We start from the raw sequence: 16098 nt of genomic DNA on the forward strand, positions 1-16098 counted from the left end.
CCTCAGCCGGGCGGCGCGATGCCGTCCGGATCGCTGCGCGCATCGAGCTGCAGCTGCAGGAACGCCAGGTCCAGCCAGGCGCCGAACTTGGTGCCCACCTGGCGCATCAAGCCCACTTCCTCGAAGCCCAGCTGCTTGTGCAGGGCGATCGAGCCGGCATTGCCCGCTTCGATACCCGCCACCATCACGTGCTTGCCCAGGCCGCGCGCCCGCGCGATCAATTCCACCATCAAGGCCTTGCCGACACCGGCGCCGCGGCGATCGGCGCGCACATACACGGAATGCTCGACCGTATGCCGAAAACCCTCGAACGGGCGCCAGTCGCCAAACGCGGCGTAGCCAGCGACATTTCCTTCCGCATCGATGGCGACCAGCACCGGATAGCCGGCCCGCTGGCGGTCGGCCAGCCAGGCGGCGCGGTTGGCCGCATCGACCGTCCGTTCATTCCAGATGGCCAGGGTATGCCTGACGGCATCGTTGTAGATGGCCGTGATGGCCTCGATGTCGCCCGCATGGGCATCGCGTACCTGCATGTTGCTCTCCTTGCTAGTCGTCTACTATAATGGACAAATCATAGATTGCCTCTCACGCCTTGTCCAATAAAATCCGAATGGAAGCCGGAATGAAATCCAATATATGTCCACTAAACCAGACGAATTGAACCAGCGCATCGGCGCCAGGGTACGCCTCGAGCGGGAAAGCCTGGGCTGGTCGCTGACGGAACTGGCGGCCCGCTCGGGCGTGTCGCGCGCGATGGTGCACAAGGTGGAGCGGGGCGATTGCAGCCCCACGGCCACCTTGCTGGCGCGGCTGTCGGGCGCCTTCGAGCTGAGCATGTCCGAACTGATCGCCCGCGCCGAGATGCGCGCAGGGCGCTTGCTGCGCAAGGCTGAACAACCCGTGTGGATCGACCCGCAGAGCGGCTATGTGCGGCGGCACGTGTCGCCAGCGTCCGACATGCCGCTCGACCTCGTGCACATTACCTTGCCGCCGGGCGCCGTGGTGGCCATGCCGGCCGCCGCCTATGTGGCGCGGCGCCAGCTGATCTGGTCGCTCAGCGGCAGCCTCGTCTTCCTCGAAGGGGAGACCCGCCACGTGCTGGACGAGGGCGACTGCCTGGAACTGGGGCCGCCGGCCGACTGCGTGTTCAGCAATGAAACGGCCACCGCCTGCACCTACGCCGTGGCCGTATTGAAGAATAGCTGAAGTCAAGCCAGCGCCGCGGCGCGCAGCTGGGCAATGAAGGCGCGCGCGGCGGGCGCCTGTTCGTGGCGGCGGAAGGCCACGGCGATTTCCGAGCTGATCTGCGGCCCTGCCAGTTCGCGGAACACCACGCCGGGCAATTGCACGCTGGCCATCACCGAATGGGGCACGATGGCGCAACCGACGCCCAGCGACACTTCCGTCAGCACGGCCACCAGGCTGCCCGGGCGCGACACCACCTGCGCCGCAAAACCGCCGCGCCGGCTCGCTTCCAAGGTTCCCAATTCCTGTTCCGGCACGATGAATGCCTGCTGCGCCAGCGCGGCCGGCACCGCCACATCCAACAGGGCCAACGGGCTGTCGGCCTGCACGGCCAGCACGAAGCGGTCGCGCAGCAAGACCACGCTGTCCAGTCCGTCCGGCAAGCGCAGGGGCGGGCGCACGAAGGCCAGGTCGACGCGGCCCTGGTCCAGCAAGCCGGGCAGGGTATCCATCGCGTATTCGCGCGCACCGATGTGGATGCCCGGGTGGCTGGCGCGAAAGCGGGCAAACTGGTCTTGCAGCACGCCTGAGTAAGCTGCTGATGCGACATAGCCGATTTCCAGGCGTCCCAGTTCGCCCCGTCCCGCGCGCCGCGCCACTTCCTGCGCCTGCGCCAGCTGTGCCAGCGCGCGCGCAGCCTCGATGACGAACAATTCTCCGGCGGCCGTCAGGGCCACGGCGCGCTTGCTGCGCTGGAATAAACGCGTACCCAGCAGCTGTTCCGTTTCCTGCACCTGCTTGGTCAGCGCGGGCGGCGAAATGCCCAGTTCCGCGGCCGCCCGCGCGAAGTGCAGGCTGTGCGCCACGGCCAGCACGCAGCGGAAATGCCGCAATTCCATGTCTTTGACTATATTCACCATCAGTGAATTATAAGGCGATCATCTTATAACAGGAAATAATACAAGCCTGCTTACAATCGAGGCATGAAGAATACCAACTGGACCTTATATACGTGCTCGGGCGTGTGCGCCCTGATCATGCTCGACACCAACGTCGTGGCCGTCTCCCTGCCGTCGATCGCCCGTTCGCTCAACGCCAGCTTCGTCGACGTGGAATGGGTGGTCAGCGCCTACATGCTGGCGTTCGCCTCGTTTTTGCTGCCGGCCGGCAGTATCGCCGACCGACTGGGACGGCGCAGGGTGATGCTGTTTGGCCTGGCCGTGTTCGCGCTGGCGTCCCTGCTGTGCGGCCTGGCGTGGACGCCGTTCGTGCTCAACGTGGCGCGCGCCATCAAGGGCCTCGGCGCCGCGCTGCTGCTGACCTCCGCGCTGGCCGTCATCGGCCACACCTTTCATGCGGAAAAGGAGAGGGCGCGCGCCTGGTCCGTGTGGGGTGCGGCCATGGGCGTGGCCATGACGGTGGCGCCCCTGCTGGGTGGCCTGATCACGAGCGCCATCAACTGGCGCTGGATTTTCTACCTGAACCTGCCCGTCGTGGCCATCCTGATGTGGCTGGTGCAGCGTCATGTGGACGAGTCGAAGGACGCTTCCAACGCCAGCTTCGATCCGCTCGGCGCGGCATTATTCTCCGCCGGCCTGTTCTGCATCATCTGGGCCCTGATCGACGCCAGCGTGGCGGGCTGGTCCAGCCGCGCCACCGTGCTGCGCTTTGTCGCGGGGGCGGCGCTGCTGGCCGTGTTCGTGCTGGTGGAGCGTCGCCAGCGCGCCCCGATGGTCGATTTATCCCTGTTTGGCCGCCGCGTGTTCGTCGGCGCCGTGCTGGGCATGTTTGGCTACGCCATCGCCGCGCAGGTGATGATGACCTTTTTACCCCTGTATCTGCAGAACGCCTTCGGCTTTTCCGCCGTGCTGGCCGGCTGCGCCATGCTGCCGTTTGCCGTCGCCATGGTGGTGCTGTCGCGGCTGGCGCCACGCGCCATGCGCCATCTGGATGACCGCGGCATTCTGGTGACGGGCTTGCTGATCGTCGCTGTCGGCAACGTGGCCACAGCCTTTGCCGCTGCCAGCCTGCAGTATGGCTGGGTGGCGGCCGGCATGATAGTCACGGGAGCGGGTGCGGGATTGCTCAATGGTACGACGCAAAAGGCCATCCTGGCCTGCATCCCGCGCGAGCGCACGGGCATGGGCTCCGGCATCAGCACCACCACGCGCTTTGTCGGCATCGTGCTGGCCGTGGGCGCGCTGGGCGCCGTGCTGGCCATGCGCACGGCCACTTCGTTCGAGAAGCTGGCGTGGCTGCACGGCCTGAAGGCGTCGCCCGAGATGATCGGCCGCATCGTCGCCGGCAATGCGGCCGAGGCCTTCGGCCAGCTGCCGCCCGCCATGCAGGCCGTGGCGCAGGAAGCGGCGCGGCACGCCTTCATCGATGGTTTTGCCAGCGTGCTGTACCTGGCTGGCGGACTGGCGTCCATGGTGGCGGCGCTGGTATTCGTGCTGGCGCGGCCGCTGGAAAAATTGTAACTGTTCAGCAATATTCAGGTACACGGCCTCTGCTTGTAATATGATGCCATCGAGCAATACATGGCAATCATATAACTACCGCGGGAATTGCATGCGCAGAAAACGCATTATCGTCACGAGCGTGCTGGTCGCAGTCATCGGCGTGGCCGCTCCCCTGAGCCTGGCCTTCTATCTGTCGTCCGTGCGCGCCGAGCAGGGCGAGCAGGAGCGCCTGCGCCTGCTGGCCGGCTACGCGCTCGAGCGCGCCCACCGTTCGATCGCCTCGGCCAGCATGGCCCTGCGCAGCGCCGATGCGCTGGACCTGGCGCCGTGCTCGGAAGCCCATATCCAGCAATTGCGCCGCATCACCATCACCACGCGCAGCATCGACGATATCGGCTATGTGGAAAACGGCTTGCTCAAGTGCACCTCGACCGGACTCGAGGAAGAGCGCATCGCCATCACGCCCGCCGACTTCACGCTGGACAATGGCATGGGCATCGATTTCAACCTGCGCCCCGTCGTCAGCGGCGGCAAGCGCATGGTGGGACTGACTTACCGCGCCTATAAAGTGCTGATCGATCCCGTGCGCTTTTCCGACGTCATTGTCGACAGCGACATCCAGATGGCCGTGGCCATCGGCAAGGAAGGCGTGCTCGACACCTTGCACCATCCGGACCCCGCGCAGGTGCAAGCCTTGCTTGCCGGCCTGCCTGCGGCGGACGGCGCCACCCCGGATGGCAGCATCCATGCGATGCTGTACCGCGATGGCTTGACGGCCGTCATGATCGAGCCACGTAGCAAGCTGAACGACAGGCTGCGGCGCGAACAGCTGCTGCTCTTGCCGCTGGGCCTGCTGATGGCCGCCTTCATCGTCGGCATCGTCGTGTGGCTGTCGCGACGCCGCCTGTCGCTGATGGGAGAACTGCGCATCGCCATCGACCGGCGCGAATTCTTTGTCCATTATCAACCCATCATCGCGCTCGACACGGGCCTGTGCGTGGGCGCCGAGGCGCTGATACGCTGGCGCCGTCCCGACGGCAGCATGATACGGCCCGACCTGTTCATTCCCGTGGCCGAGGAAGGCGAGCTGATCTTGCCCATCACGGACCAGGTCATCGATTGCGTCATCGCCGACATGCGCGCCGCGCTGCTGGCCGACCGCGAACTGCACATCGCCATCAACCTGTGCGCCAGCGACATCGAAACGGGCCGGGTGCTCGACGTGCTGGAACGCGCGCTGGACGGTAGCGGCATCGAGGCGCAGCAGATCTGGCTGGAAGCGACGGAGCGGGGTTTCATCAACGTGGAAGCGGCCCGCGCCACCATCGAAAAGGCCAGAGCCCGCGGCCATGCCGTGGCCATCGACGACTTCGGCACCGGCTATTCCAGCCTGTCGAGCCTGCAAAACCTGCCGCTCGATGCCTTGAAAATCGACAAATCGTTTGTCGACACCATCGGCACGGATGCGGCCACCAGCAGCGTCACGCCGCACATCATCGATATGGCCCGCACCTTGAACATGCTGATCGTGGCCGAAGGCATCGAAACGCAGCAGCAAGCCGATTATCTGCTGGAACGAAAAGTTGAATTTGGCCAGGGCTGGCTGTTTGCGAAAGCGCTGCCGGCCGTGGAATTCCTTGCCTTTTATCAAACGCGCCGCGCGCCAGCATCCCCATGAAACCGCCACGCTTTCCCTATCCCTTGCAGCCGCTGCGCGTACCAGGCGGCTGGCACATCACCGTCAACACCCTGTTCGAAGTGGACCCGGGTCCGGAGACCATGCAGTGGTTCAGCAGCGCGCTGCTGCTGTGGGGCAGCTGCCGCGACAGCGGTTACTGCTTCAATTCGCACTTCGAGCCGGAAGACGATCCACAGGGCGAATTCGTGCTGGAGATGGGCAAGGTGGCATACGACCGGCATGGCAAGATCGTCCAGGGCAGCGACGCCTTCCTGGGCGAGTTTCGCACGCGCAGCAAGGCGGCATTTGTCGCCCGGGTCGAGCAATTCATGCAAGACCCGGCAGCCTGAGTTTTACGGTTTGCGCGGCAAGACGACGTCCTGTCCGCCTTGCTTGAGCACGGCGCTGGCGATCTTGCCCGCGGCATCGCGTGTAAACGCCAGGTCCGCGTCGATGGCACGGAAGAAAAATTGGTCTTTTGCACTGGCAAACAAGGGGGCGGAACCGACGCCCGTGCCGGCCGCTTCCAGGCCATGCTTGCCCAAAGTCACCGTCAACGTGAATTTCTTGTCCAGCGGATACTCGCCCACATATTCGGCCAGCGCGGCGCGCGGCACTTCGATGGCGGCTTGCGGCTTTTTCAGCGGCGGCAGGGGCGTGCCGGGCAGCAGGGCGGACAAGCCCAGCGCATCGACGTCGCGCGCCGTGTTCGTCAGCACTATCACGCCCCGCTTGCCGTCCGTCGTAAACGCCGCGTAGCTGGCGTAGCCGCCCGTCTGGCCGCTGTGCCAGGCGTAGGCATGGTCATGTTGCTGCTCCAGCAGCCAGGCCAGGCCGATTTTCGTCTCGCTATCGGGCGCCAGCGGCAGCTGCGGCTTGATCGCCAGCACATACGGGCGCAGCGGCCTGTGCATGTACGCTTGCAGGTAGGCGATCATGTCGCGCGCGCTCGAATACACGCCGCCGGCCGGCGCCACCACATTCAAATCCCAGGCGGGCGTAAGCTCGCCCGACAGCAGGTGGCCGGGCGCCAGGCGCGCCAGCATGCCGGCCGAAGGCGTGTTCGTGGTGGAACGCATGCCCAGCGGCACGGCGATGCGCGAGTGCAGCAGGGCTTCATAGCTGGTGCCGGCCTGTGCGGCCAGGGCCGTACCCAGCACGGCATAGCCGATGTTCGAATAGTCAAAGGCCGTGCCCGGCGCATGGGGCAGGTGATAGGCGGCAAGAAACTGCCGCTGTTTTTCTGCCGTGTAATCGGCATACGGATTGGCCGGGTCCTTCGGCACGAAGTTGTCGGGCAGGCGCGGCAGCGAGGAATAGTGCGTGGCCAGGTCGAGCAGGCTGATCGTCTTGCCGTCGAAGGCAGGGACGGTATAGCCCGGCAATAATGCCGCCACGGGCTCGTCGAGCTTCACCTTGCCTTCGACGACGGCATCGGCCAGCAGCAAGCTCGTCATGGTCTTGGTAATGGAGCCGATCTGGTAGACGGTGTCGGCGCCCGGCTTGGCGCTCTTGCCGGCATGAATGCTGCCAAAGCCGTAGACGGCGCTGTCCTTGCCGTCAATCACGGCGATGACGATGCTCGAATGCAAGCCCGTGCGCGTCAGTTCTTCCGCGCGCTGGCGCACGGCATCGTCCAGCACGGGGGCGGCCAGCGCGGCGGTACCGAGCAGGCAAAGGGGGATGAGGGCGAAAGTGGGTGTCATGGGAAGCCTTTTCCAGGGTGGGCCAGATGCACGCCGGCGCCTGGATAAGGTCTCTGGCATGCCTGGTGAAGGATACGGCCCCAACATGAAGGCTGCCTGAGTTTTATGGCTGCCGGCATGGCAAGGCTTGCGCTGGCTCAATGTTCAGCCAGCGGCGCTTCCAGCAGGCAGGCCAGCTGCGCGCGCATGCCGCTGGCCATGCATTGCAGCAATTCACCGCGCCGGCGCGCATCGGCGCGTTTCTTCGACGGCACGTCGGCCAGGTCCGGCGCCCGGTAGGCCGCGCAGGGCAGGTGATAATTACCGTCGCGCATGCGCAAGGCGTGCAATTCCTGCCATGCCAGGTCGTAATCGGCGGCGATATGGCGCCGGCGCCGGGCATTCAGGGCGATGCGGTTGTCATTGCTGATCAAAAACACGTTATTGCAGGCAAAAAAATCGCCGAAATCGCGCAAGGCCGTCACCATCAGGTTTTTCGGGCGGCAACCGTGCAGCGCCCGCGTGGCCTCCTTGACGGCCAGTTTGCCCGCTTCCGAGCGCAAGCCTTGCAGCGCCCCCAGCTGCAAGGACACGCCATCGGCGCGCGGCACGAACAAAAAGCTGGCCAAGTAAAAGGGTTGGCCATCGCGCGTCAGGCGAAGGCACAGTTCGCCTTCGCGGTAGCTGTCGTGGATGGCCGTCAGCTGCAGGCGGTACAGCGCCGCATCCTTGCCTTCGAACGCGGCCAGCACGACGGGCTGGCGCGCGGCCCGCTCGACCAGCGCGCGGGCGCCCGCTTGCCACAGGAAGCGGTAATGCCCTTCCAGCAAGGCCAGGCGATCCGTGCAACCGAGCTGGCGCGATGCGTACGGGCGGTAAATCTTGAAGCGCAAACAAGGATGCAATTGCGCCAGGGAACTCAAGCCGGGCATGCTGCCCAGGAAGGCTTGCCAGCGCGTGCGCTGGCGGGGAAAGAAGAGGGCGCCCAGCGCCGCTTTCAGGCGGTGTCCGCTGGCAGGGTGTGGCAGGGCGGCGCCTTGGCGCAGGGGTAAAGCGATGTCATTCATGGTTCAGCCGGAAAATGGCAGGCGCTGCACAATGAGAGCCTTGCCAATCTGAATGCTACGTGGGCCAGGTGAATTTCATATTAAGAAACCTGATCCCGGCCTACCCGGGGCCAACATTTAGAGGATGACAACTAAATCATTGCCCGCCGGCGACACGGGCTTTATTCTGCTTGCCTGATTAATCACTGAGGCGCCCATGAATCACCGCCAATTGCTTGCCATTCCCATGCTGCTCGCCGCACTGGGCGTCCAGGCGCAAGACCGCACGGCCGATCCCCTGGGGCCCCTGGCGCAATGCATCAACCGCAGCCAATTCCAGTTCAGGCAGCAGGACCGCTTGCCCGCGCACGTGACGACGCGCAGCGTCAAGCTGGCAACGGGAGAGGGCCAGGTATCGGTGGCCGATGGCTACCGGCTGATGTTGTTCCACAAGAGCAGCTTGCCGTTCGTGAATCTGAAGATCGAACGCAGCGCCGAAGGCCGGTTTGCCGCCGACCGCGACACCATCGTGGCGCAAATGCAGCACATGTCGGCCACCAGCAAGCCGCCACAGCTGGTGCCGCTGGAAACGGACACGCGCCAGGGCGTGGAAGTGCTAGGATTGAATAACCCGAATATCACGCAATCGTCCGGCGTGATCAGTCTGTACACGCTGCTGCATGACGCCAGCGGGACGGTCGCCACCGCCTATCTGCTCAATCAGCCGGCAGACAAGCGGGCATTCGCGACGGATGCGCAGTACCAGGCCTTGCGCGACCAGTTCATCGCTACGCTGGTCGCTTGCATGGCCAGTCCTGCGCAGTAAGGCGTGTGCGCATTGAAGGAGATGCCAGCCATGAAAAAAGCAGAACCGGGCACGCAGCCCGATGATGACGCGGCGAACGCCGCATCGGCTGCCAGCCAGATCGATGCGAAAATCGCCTCGCTGGCGGACTGGCGCGGCAAAACCCTCGCCAGCGTGCGGGCGCTGATACGCCAGGCGGATCCTGAAGTGGTCGAGGAAGTCAAATGGCGTGGCGTGCCTGTCTGGTCGCACGCGGGCATGATTTGCACGGGTGAAACGTATAAGCTGGCCGTCAAACTCACGTTCGCCAAGGGCGCCGCCTTGCCCGATCCGGCCGGCCTGTTCAATGCCAGCCTGGACGGTAGCACGCGCCGGGCCATCGACCTGCACGAAGGCGCCCACCTCGACACCGCGGCATTCAAGGCGCTGATACGTGCCGCCGTGGCTTTGAATACGGCCCCCAAACCAAAGCGAACGACCACGTGAGACATTATCTGTATATCTGGCACGACCCGGCCGAGCGCATGCTGGTCGCTTCCGGCATCGAATTCAAGGATTTTATTCCTGCCCTCGGCAAGGCTGGCGGCATCGTGCTGCGCAAGGGCAGCGCCGGGACGGCCAGGAAACCTGCCAGCTACCAGACCTTGGCGCGGCAGCAACTGCCAGCCCTGGTGCAGGAAGATATCGCTGCCTGCGGCAGCCATGCCTGGGCCGATTGGCAGGGCGTGCCGCCCGCTTCCCAGGATGCAGGCGTGGCCGCGATGCTGGACCACCGTGGCGCGCTCGCGCCGCTGCCAGCCTTGCGCAGCCGCTTTCTCGCCTTTGCCCACGACGACGGCTGGTATCTGAAACTGTCGTATGCGGCATGGGACGAGGTGGCGGCTTTGCTCGCCGGCGCCATCCCGCCGGCCTTGGGCACGCTCGATATGGATGCGCTGCAACGGGGAGGCGACGCTTATTGGCTGCAAGACGGCGTGGTCCAGGTCGAGCTGAAAACCCACGATATCGACAGCGTGCTGAACCGCCGCCTGTAAGGAATGGATAGTACGCCAGCCATGTGCCTGATTCGCCCCTACGCCAGCACCGACATGCAGCCCTGCACCGCCATCCTGGCCCTGGCCGGGCGCGACGCCTTCGGCCCTGTCACTGGCAGCGCCACTTTCACGACGGCAACGCAGGGCGAAGAGCTCCTCGTTGCTGAATGCGATGGCTGCGTCACCGGTTTTGCGGCCGTGTACACGGGCGACGCCCCCGATTACTTCCTGCACCACCTGTACGTGCACCCGGCGCACAGCGGCAAGGGCATCGGCGCGCAACTGCTGGCGGCCGTCGTGGCGCGCTTCGGTTCCCGTCTGAGCCTGAAGACGCAGCTGGCCAATACGGGTGCGCGGCGCTTTTATGCGCGCGCGGGCTGGGTCGAAGATGCGGAAGACAGCGGCGTGGACGCCATCGGCGCGTGGATACGGGTGCGCTACCGGCGGTGAGGCATGCTGCGCATATTCGTCCCCGTCCGCCGTCATGGGACAGGCGAAATAATGCGGCAGGCCTTGAAAGCTGGCGATGCCCGGCCTGGGGCCATCATTTAGAGCCCAGGCTATAGGGCGGGCTCAAACATCACGCTTTGCTATCCCTAAGCAGGGCCAGCCTGGCCGCCATGCCGGCATTGTCGCGCAGCAAACCATCTCTCTCCTGCGCCAATACTTCCATTTTCTGCTGCGATGCTTGCCCATTTTCCGCCAGCATGTCGAGCTGCCGGTCTTGCGCGGCCAGCGCCACCTTGGCGTCGTTCAGCGCCAGCAGGGCCGTATCGAGCTTGGCCAGCAGGGCGTCGGCCGACGCGGCCGCCTGCAGATACTGAAATTCGAACTGGTCGCGCTCGGGGCGCACGGTGGCCAGTGCTTCGCGGTCTGCCGCCGCGTCGTCAGCAAGGCGCGCGTGTTCCGCCTGCAACTGCGCCAGGCGCATGTCCTGCTGCACCAGGGTCGCTTGCTGCCCCTGCAAACGCTGCTGCAGCTGCGCGTTATCCTGTTCCAGCCGGCTGATTTGTTGCTGTGACTGCGCCCGTTCCTCGCTGCGCTGCGCGGCGGCCGCTTCCTGGTAATGGTCGAACTGCGAGCGCACCTGCGCCAGCTGGCGGTTCAGGGCCGCGATTTCCTCGCCACGGTCGGCCAGGCGCTGCGTCAAGCCTGCGTTATCGCTGTGCAAGGTGGCCAGGGTGACGGCGCGGAAATGGTGCTCTTCCTTCAATTGCGCCAGCGCATGCTGGGTGGCGCGCAATTCCTGGGTGAGGGCGGCGCGCGCCTCCGTCAGTTTCAAGCGTTCGTTTTCCGTCTTCTTCAGTTGCGCCAAAGCCGCGTCGAGTTCCGCGCGGTTCTGCTGCATGCCCGTTTCCAGCTGCTGCGCCACGTCGCGCTGCTGCTTCTCATAGACGCCGCGCATCGCCTCCATCAGCTCGGCCGGCAAGCCTGCCTCCGTTTTCACGGCGCCCGCGCCCTGGAACTCTTCCTTCCAGCGCTTCAACAGGGGAGCGATGGTGCTCTTGCTGCCCGTGCTGCCCAGCGCTTCGCGCACGCTGTCCACCGTGGGATTGCGCCCATCGGCCGCGACGATTTGGGCTGCTTTCATAACATCAGAGTACAGAATGCCGGTACGGGCCATAAAACCACCTATGAGCGAAATTTAGTAACGTATTACATGATACGTAATAATATATCATATTACGATATAAATTTTCATGATTTTTATAAAGTATAAGTCGCGATAAGATCGCTTATCGCGGGTTATGGGGGTGGTTTGCATGGTATTCTGCGTATTTCCCAGTACACCAGCCCGATTTCAGCGATTCCATGCCCGATTTACCCCTTTCCAAACGCCGTGTCGCCGCGCCCAAAAGCGCCGCCTTGGCTCCTGTGCCGTTACACGGCGCCCTGATCGATGCCGAACTGGCTGCGCGCCACCAGGCGTTTCTCGCCGCCGCCACCTCGGACAACACGCGCCGCACCTACCGTTCCGCCATCCGCCACTTCCAGGCCTGGGGCGGGGCGTTGCCCGCCGACGAGTCCACCGTCATCCGCTATCTGTTGGCATATGCGGACAGCCTGAACGTGCGCACCCTGGCCCTGCGCTTGACGGCCCTGTCGCAATGGCATGTGTACCAGGGCTTTGCCGACCCGGCGTCCACGCCCACCGTGCGCAAGACCCTGGCCGGCATCGCCCGCCTGCACGGCAAGCCAAAGAAGAAGGCCAAGGCCCTGCCGCTGGAAGACCTGGAGCTGATCGTCGCCAGGCTGGCCGCGCTGGGCAGCGTCAAGGCCTTGCGCGACAGTGCCTTGCTGCAACTGGGATTTTTTGGCGGTTTTCGCCGCAGCGAACTGGTGGGATTGACTGTGGAAGACGTGAGCTGGGAGCCGCAGGGCATGGTAATCACCCTGCCACGCTCGAAAACGGACCAGCTGGGGGAGGGCATCGTCAAGGCGATCCCGTTCGGCGACGGTGTCTGTTGTCCGGCCACGGCCTTGCGCGCCTGGCTGGCCGCGGCGCACATCCGCACGGGGCCGCTATTGCGCACCGTGAATCAGTGGGGTCATGTGAGCGTGAAAGCGCTGCACGCGAGCAGCATCAATACGATACTGGAAGGCTGCGCCAGGCTGGCGGCGCTCGACTACGTGCCGGAACTGTCCAGCCACAGCCTGCGCCGCGGCATGGCCACCAGCGCGCACCGGGCCGGCGCCGATTTCCAGGCCATCAAGCGCCAGGGCGGCTGGTGCCACGACGGCACCGTGCATGGCTATATAGAAGAGGCGGGCCGCTTCGAGGAAAATGCGGCGGGAAGTTTGTTGAAGGCGAAGAGGAAGCCGGCGGGCTGAGGGCGCCTGGCAACCTCCGGTATTACGTAGATGCTACTTCGCTACGCTCCATTTCCAACTCGGTAGCGGAGCTTAATTGCGCCGCAATGAGAGCGCTCAGATCAACGTCCGCACCGCCATCGGATACGTCCGCGCAGGTATCGATAATTAGCTGAAAACAGTTGTCGCGTATCTCCCGCGTGTCTAAATCCAGCGGCGGAGGCGCCAATAGCGCGATTTCCAGTCCAAGCGCGAAGGCGCGATACGCCGGATATTCCTCGTATTTCCCTTCCTGGTCGGGCGAGAATCTGATACCAAGTGCCTCGGCCAGAACGACAACAGTTGCTTCGAATGACAGCGTTGGTCGAATGTTCAGACAAGCCGTAAAATAGCTTCCACTTTGAAAATGGCGCATGCAACCTCTGGTGTAAATTTAAAATGGATGACCTCTTGCCACGTCAGGTTCGGACGTCCGCTCCTGGCCGGCTGAAGCCGCCTCAAATGCCATACTTGTTCTGAACGGCGGCCTTAAGCTCAGCCTGCGGCAAGCCTCCTTGCTGCCAAAACAAAAAAAAGTACTCCAATGTTTCGGCAGAAGCGCCCATATCCATAGGATGCAACACGCAGATAGCAGTTCTTATTTTCAAAACGTCTGGCTCGTCCGATTGATCTCGCCCTTCAATTGCTCGCCAGAGGCGTACACGCTCAGCAATGACTTCCTCAGCCGTCGCCGCGCCGGTGATGAATCGAGTCGCCACAGCTGCGGCTGACTTGGCAACCTCAGGCAATTGTGAAGTCACGCTTCCTATCGCCTCAATCATGAATTGCTGAGCTAAAAATTGCTCTGCAGGGTCATCCAAGTCCACCGCAGATGCAATAGCATCAAAAAGTCTCTTATTCAACATTTGCATTCAGTTGCAGTGATTGCTCGATGCCCACATCGGGGGCGCTTCTGGCCGGTTGCGGTCGGTGGCGACCATCCGAAATTATTCCTCGTCACGCAATTGCGCCCGAGCTTTTGACAGCGCTTGACCATATTCCATATTAAATGGAGCTACTGATTTCTTCTCAAAAATGCAGCACAAATTCCAGAGCGCTCTTTGTTCTGCTTGGTCTATTATGTCCAATTGGCCTGAATCAGAGTAGCGCCTCAAAAAATCAAATAAAACAAGGGCCTCATCAGCAGTAAGTGTTATGTGAACTTCAGAATTTGTATGCTCGGTCATATGATGTAAATTCGCGCTTTATCTTCGTCTGTAAATGGCCGATTGCCGCTGTTGGTGGGTGACGCATATGCCTTGTTTTTTCTGCTTTTGGCCGAACTCAGCCTAAGTCTTCAGCACAGCATTTCAAAGCTGTTCGTCAGTCTCTCCGAATATGTTTGCCATGTATGGCATTGTTGATTTTTTGAAAAGCAAAAAACAGGAAAGTGATTTTACGAGGCGTTCCTGGACAGCAGCTTGACGAAATGAATGCGCTCCCTGCTAGGATCGCCAAAGTGCTCCACCAGCCGTACCTGGTATCCATTGCGGATCAGCACGCGCAGCATGGCGGGATAGCGGTTCATCGATTTCACTGTGACGGCCGCAAAGCCGTGTGCGTTGGCCCAGGCTTCCTGGGCTTCCAGCAGCCGCTGCGCCAGTCCCGTTTTGCGGTGCGCGGGCAGCACGCCACCGAGCCAGCTATACAAGGAACCATCCTCGGCGGCATATCCCAGCTTGCAGCCGACGGGCTGGCCGTCCGCTTCCCCGATGAGCACCAGCGCACTGGCGGGCAGCCGCTCCTGCAACTGCGCCAGGCTGCGCCGCTGGTCGAATTCGGGTATCGCCTGCAGCACGTGCCAGGCTTCCGCGATGCTGCCGGGCCGTATCATGCGGCCGCTTGTTCCCGGGGGCGGATAATCATGCAGGTGGCTGTCGCGTGCGCGTACACTTTACCGGCTTCGTCGCGGATCGTGCCTTCGGAAATGACCAGGTTGCGTCCCGCATTGATGACCTTGCCTTCAGCGTAGACCGTCACGTTGAAGGGCAGGGGACGGCACATCTTGATGTTGAGGTCCGTCGTGCCGTAGCTTTCGCCGGCCGGCAGGACCGTGTGCGTGGCGCAGCCCGTGACCGTGTCGAGCACGGTAGCGGCAAAACCGCCGTGCACGCCGCCCATTGGATTGGTGTGCGTTTCATTTGCCGTCGCCGTGAAGATGACACGGCCATGCTCGACCGTTTGCGCATCCATGGGCATGGTCCTGGAAATGCCGGGCCGGGGGAACAGGCCTTGCGCGAAAGCCTGCATCAGTTGCAAGCCGGTCATGTCGTTGGGGTGCATGGTAACTCCTGTGGTGGTGATGTGGGATGGGTCAGACGTCCTGCGCAAAACGCAGGCGCGAGGCGTGCAGCAGGAAGCGGGCCACGACGGCCAGTTCTTCTTCGCTGAAACCTTGCTTCAGTTGTTCATTCAGGCTGTCGAGCAGGGGCAGGGCGGCGGCCAGCACCTCGCCGCCCCTGGGCGACATGTGGAGGGTGCCGGCGCGCGCATCGAGCGCCGACTGGCCGCGCACGATGAGGCCGTTTTCTTCCATGCGCGCCACCAGGCCCGTGACGGCCGAGTTTTTCAGTTGCAGCGCCCGCCCCAGATCCTTCAACTGGCAGCCTTCCTCGCCCTTCAGGGCAAACAAGGCGACGACTTGCGTGCCGGAAAATCCCAGTTCGCTGCTGAAGACGGCATCGGCCGAGCGGAACAGGTTCTGGCGCGCCAGGTTAAGCAGATTGAACAGGCGCGGCGAACGCTCGCCCAGCGGGCAGGCGGCGGTTGTATCGGGGAGGTCAGTATTGGTACGCATGCGGAGTATACTACTACGTATGCGTAATAAATCAAGCATCGATTCTCAAGTACCAGCGGGAGGCAAATATCGACTGGCGGTCTACGGGGAATTCGCCAGGATGAAGACTGCCTTTGCCCCTGACTGACGGGTCGCAACAATATTGGCGCCCTGCATTACGGGGTGACTAAACGTGTCTACAACGTTCGAATCCGGAAAAATCGAAATGACCAGCATGTTGTCTGTGATCCGCCAGTACAGAATCGGACCCGAGACGGGACCGCCTTTGCGGCCAAAAGTCGCGCGTACTATTGCGTCCTTGTCGAACGAGAAAATTTGCTGCAACTCCGGGTCGATTAATGTCAACGTCTTGCCAACCAATGCAAGTTGCGTCCAGTCGGTCAGATTTTGCGGTTCTGGTTTCACACAGCCGAACAACGGTAATGCAATCAGCGATATGACTAATTTTCTACGCATGGCACTTTCTCAAGTCGTGATTTTAAAAATCCTGGATAGGCAAACCAGCGTTACCTATAGTGGAAAATTACCAAACCGATAATCTCACATGCTGACCTGA

General features: G+C 62.8%; 21 protein-coding genes. 9 read left to right on the forward strand and 12 right to left on the reverse strand.

Annotated features, from left to right (window positions below):
* Window positions 1-2: 2 nt before the first annotated feature.
* A complete protein-coding gene (locus CSQ92_RS06780) occupies window positions 3-533 on the reverse strand; it encodes a GNAT family N-acetyltransferase (RefSeq protein WP_099393629.1) in 531 nt (176 codons plus the stop codon).
* Between the two features lie 103 nt (window positions 534-636).
* Between CSQ92_RS06780 and CSQ92_RS06785 the strand changes: the two genes are divergently transcribed.
* Window positions 637-1206 (forward strand): helix-turn-helix domain-containing protein, encoded by a 570-nt coding sequence (locus tag CSQ92_RS06785; protein ID WP_099393630.1) that lies wholly within the window; start codon window positions 637-639, stop codon window positions 1204-1206.
* A gap of 2 nt (window positions 1207-1208) precedes the next feature.
* On the opposite strand, the gene CSQ92_RS06790 is transcribed toward CSQ92_RS06785, so the two are convergent.
* Complete coding sequence (locus CSQ92_RS06790; RefSeq protein WP_257219140.1) at window positions 1209-2105, reverse strand: LysR family transcriptional regulator; 897 nt, start codon at window positions 2103-2105, stop codon at window positions 1209-1211.
* A gap of 63 nt (window positions 2106-2168) precedes the next feature.
* On the opposite strand from CSQ92_RS06790, the gene CSQ92_RS06795 reads away from it, so the two are divergent.
* From CSQ92_RS06795 to CSQ92_RS06805, 3 genes are all read left to right on the forward strand, one after another.
* Window positions 2169-3665 carry an MFS transporter gene (locus CSQ92_RS06795; protein ID WP_099393631.1) on the forward strand — a complete coding sequence of 499 codons (1497 nt, stop codon included), beginning with the start codon at window positions 2169-2171 and terminating at the stop codon, window positions 3663-3665.
* 91 nt (window positions 3666-3756) lie between these two features.
* A complete protein-coding gene (locus tag CSQ92_RS06800; protein ID WP_099393632.1) occupies window positions 3757-5325 on the forward strand; it encodes an EAL domain-containing protein in 1569 nt (522 codons plus the stop codon).
* Window positions 5322-5675 carry a hypothetical protein gene (locus CSQ92_RS06805; protein ID WP_099393633.1) on the forward strand — a complete coding sequence of 118 codons (354 nt, stop codon included), beginning with the start codon at window positions 5322-5324 and terminating at the stop codon, window positions 5673-5675. Before CSQ92_RS06800 ends, CSQ92_RS06805 begins: the two co-directional genes overlap by 4 nt.
* 3 nt (window positions 5676-5678) lie before the next feature.
* Here the strand turns inward: CSQ92_RS06805 and CSQ92_RS06810 are convergent, their stop codons facing one another.
* Window positions 5679-7031 carry a serine hydrolase gene (locus CSQ92_RS06810; protein ID WP_180276955.1) on the reverse strand — a complete coding sequence of 451 codons (1353 nt, stop codon included), beginning with the start codon at window positions 7029-7031 and terminating at the stop codon, window positions 5679-5681.
* 137 nt (window positions 7032-7168) lie between these two features.
* Entirely contained in the window at window positions 7169-8077 is a 909-nt protein-coding gene (locus CSQ92_RS06815; RefSeq protein WP_099393635.1) for a VirK/YbjX family protein, read from the reverse strand.
* A gap of 196 nt (window positions 8078-8273) precedes the next feature.
* Here CSQ92_RS06815 and CSQ92_RS06820 point away from each other — a divergent pair, with 196 nt between their 5' ends.
* From CSQ92_RS06820 to CSQ92_RS06835, 4 genes are read left to right on the forward strand one after another with little or no spacing between them, the layout of a single operon-like run.
* On the forward strand, window positions 8274-8882 hold the full coding sequence (locus tag CSQ92_RS06820) for a hypothetical protein (protein WP_139144498.1): 609 nt from the start codon (window positions 8274-8276) through the stop codon (window positions 8880-8882).
* Window positions 8883-8912: 30 nt separating this feature from the next.
* The gene (locus tag CSQ92_RS06825) at window positions 8913-9347 is read left to right on the forward strand and encodes a DUF1801 domain-containing protein (RefSeq protein ID WP_099394607.1); all 435 of its coding nucleotides are present in this window, start codon (window positions 8913-8915) and stop codon (window positions 9345-9347) included.
* A complete protein-coding gene (locus CSQ92_RS06830) occupies window positions 9344-9895 on the forward strand; it encodes a hypothetical protein (protein WP_099393636.1) in 552 nt (183 codons plus the stop codon). Before CSQ92_RS06825 ends, CSQ92_RS06830 begins: the two co-directional genes overlap by 4 nt.
* Window positions 9896-9916: 21 nt before the next feature.
* On the forward strand, window positions 9917-10345 hold the full coding sequence (locus tag CSQ92_RS06835; RefSeq protein ID WP_180276956.1) for a GNAT family N-acetyltransferase: 429 nt from the start codon (window positions 9917-9919) through the stop codon (window positions 10343-10345).
* A gap of 130 nt (window positions 10346-10475) precedes the next feature.
* Here CSQ92_RS06835 and CSQ92_RS06840 read toward each other — a convergent pair whose 3' ends face one another.
* Window positions 10476-11486 (reverse strand): DNA-binding protein, encoded by a 1011-nt coding sequence (locus CSQ92_RS06840; protein WP_180276957.1) that lies wholly within the window; start codon window positions 11484-11486, stop codon window positions 10476-10478.
* A gap of 284 nt (window positions 11487-11770) precedes the next feature.
* Here CSQ92_RS06840 and CSQ92_RS06845 point away from each other — a divergent pair, with 284 nt between their 5' ends.
* Window positions 11771-12727, forward strand: a complete 957-nt coding sequence (locus CSQ92_RS06845; protein WP_257219141.1) for a tyrosine-type recombinase/integrase — start codon at window positions 11771-11773, stop codon at window positions 12725-12727.
* A 22-nt stretch (window positions 12728-12749) separates the two neighbouring features.
* Here the strand turns inward: CSQ92_RS06845 and CSQ92_RS06850 are convergent, their stop codons facing one another.
* The 7 genes from CSQ92_RS06850 to CSQ92_RS06880 all read right to left on the reverse strand — a co-directional run bounded on the left by CSQ92_RS06850 (window position 12750) and on the right by CSQ92_RS06880 (window position 15998).
* On the reverse strand, window positions 12750-13121 hold the full coding sequence (locus CSQ92_RS06850; protein WP_099393640.1) for a hypothetical protein: 372 nt from the start codon (window positions 13119-13121) through the stop codon (window positions 12750-12752).
* A gap of 82 nt (window positions 13122-13203) precedes the next feature.
* Entirely contained in the window at window positions 13204-13617 is a 414-nt protein-coding gene (locus CSQ92_RS06855) for a hypothetical protein (RefSeq protein WP_099393641.1), read from the reverse strand.
* A 75-nt stretch (window positions 13618-13692) separates the two neighbouring features.
* A complete protein-coding gene (locus CSQ92_RS06860; RefSeq protein ID WP_099393642.1) occupies window positions 13693-13932 on the reverse strand; it encodes a hypothetical protein in 240 nt (79 codons plus the stop codon).
* Between the two features lie 209 nt (window positions 13933-14141).
* Window positions 14142-14579, reverse strand: a complete 438-nt coding sequence (locus CSQ92_RS06865; protein ID WP_099393643.1) for a GNAT family N-acetyltransferase — start codon at window positions 14577-14579, stop codon at window positions 14142-14144.
* Entirely contained in the window at window positions 14576-15028 is a 453-nt protein-coding gene (locus tag CSQ92_RS06870; RefSeq protein ID WP_099393644.1) for a PaaI family thioesterase, read from the reverse strand. Before CSQ92_RS06870 ends, CSQ92_RS06865 begins: the two co-directional genes overlap by 4 nt.
* Before the next feature lie 31 nt (window positions 15029-15059).
* Window positions 15060-15542, reverse strand: coding sequence for a MarR family winged helix-turn-helix transcriptional regulator (locus CSQ92_RS06875; RefSeq protein ID WP_052140589.1), 483 nt, complete (start codon window positions 15540-15542; stop codon window positions 15060-15062).
* 81 nt (window positions 15543-15623) lie between these two features.
* Window positions 15624-15998, reverse strand: a complete 375-nt coding sequence (locus CSQ92_RS06880) for a hypothetical protein (protein ID WP_099393645.1) — start codon at window positions 15996-15998, stop codon at window positions 15624-15626.
* Window positions 15999-16098: the final 100 nt, after the last annotated feature.

This window comes from Janthinobacterium sp. BJB446 (assembly GCF_002735655.1).
Lineage (GTDB): Bacteria > Pseudomonadota > Gammaproteobacteria > Burkholderiales > Burkholderiaceae_D > Janthinobacterium > Janthinobacterium lividum.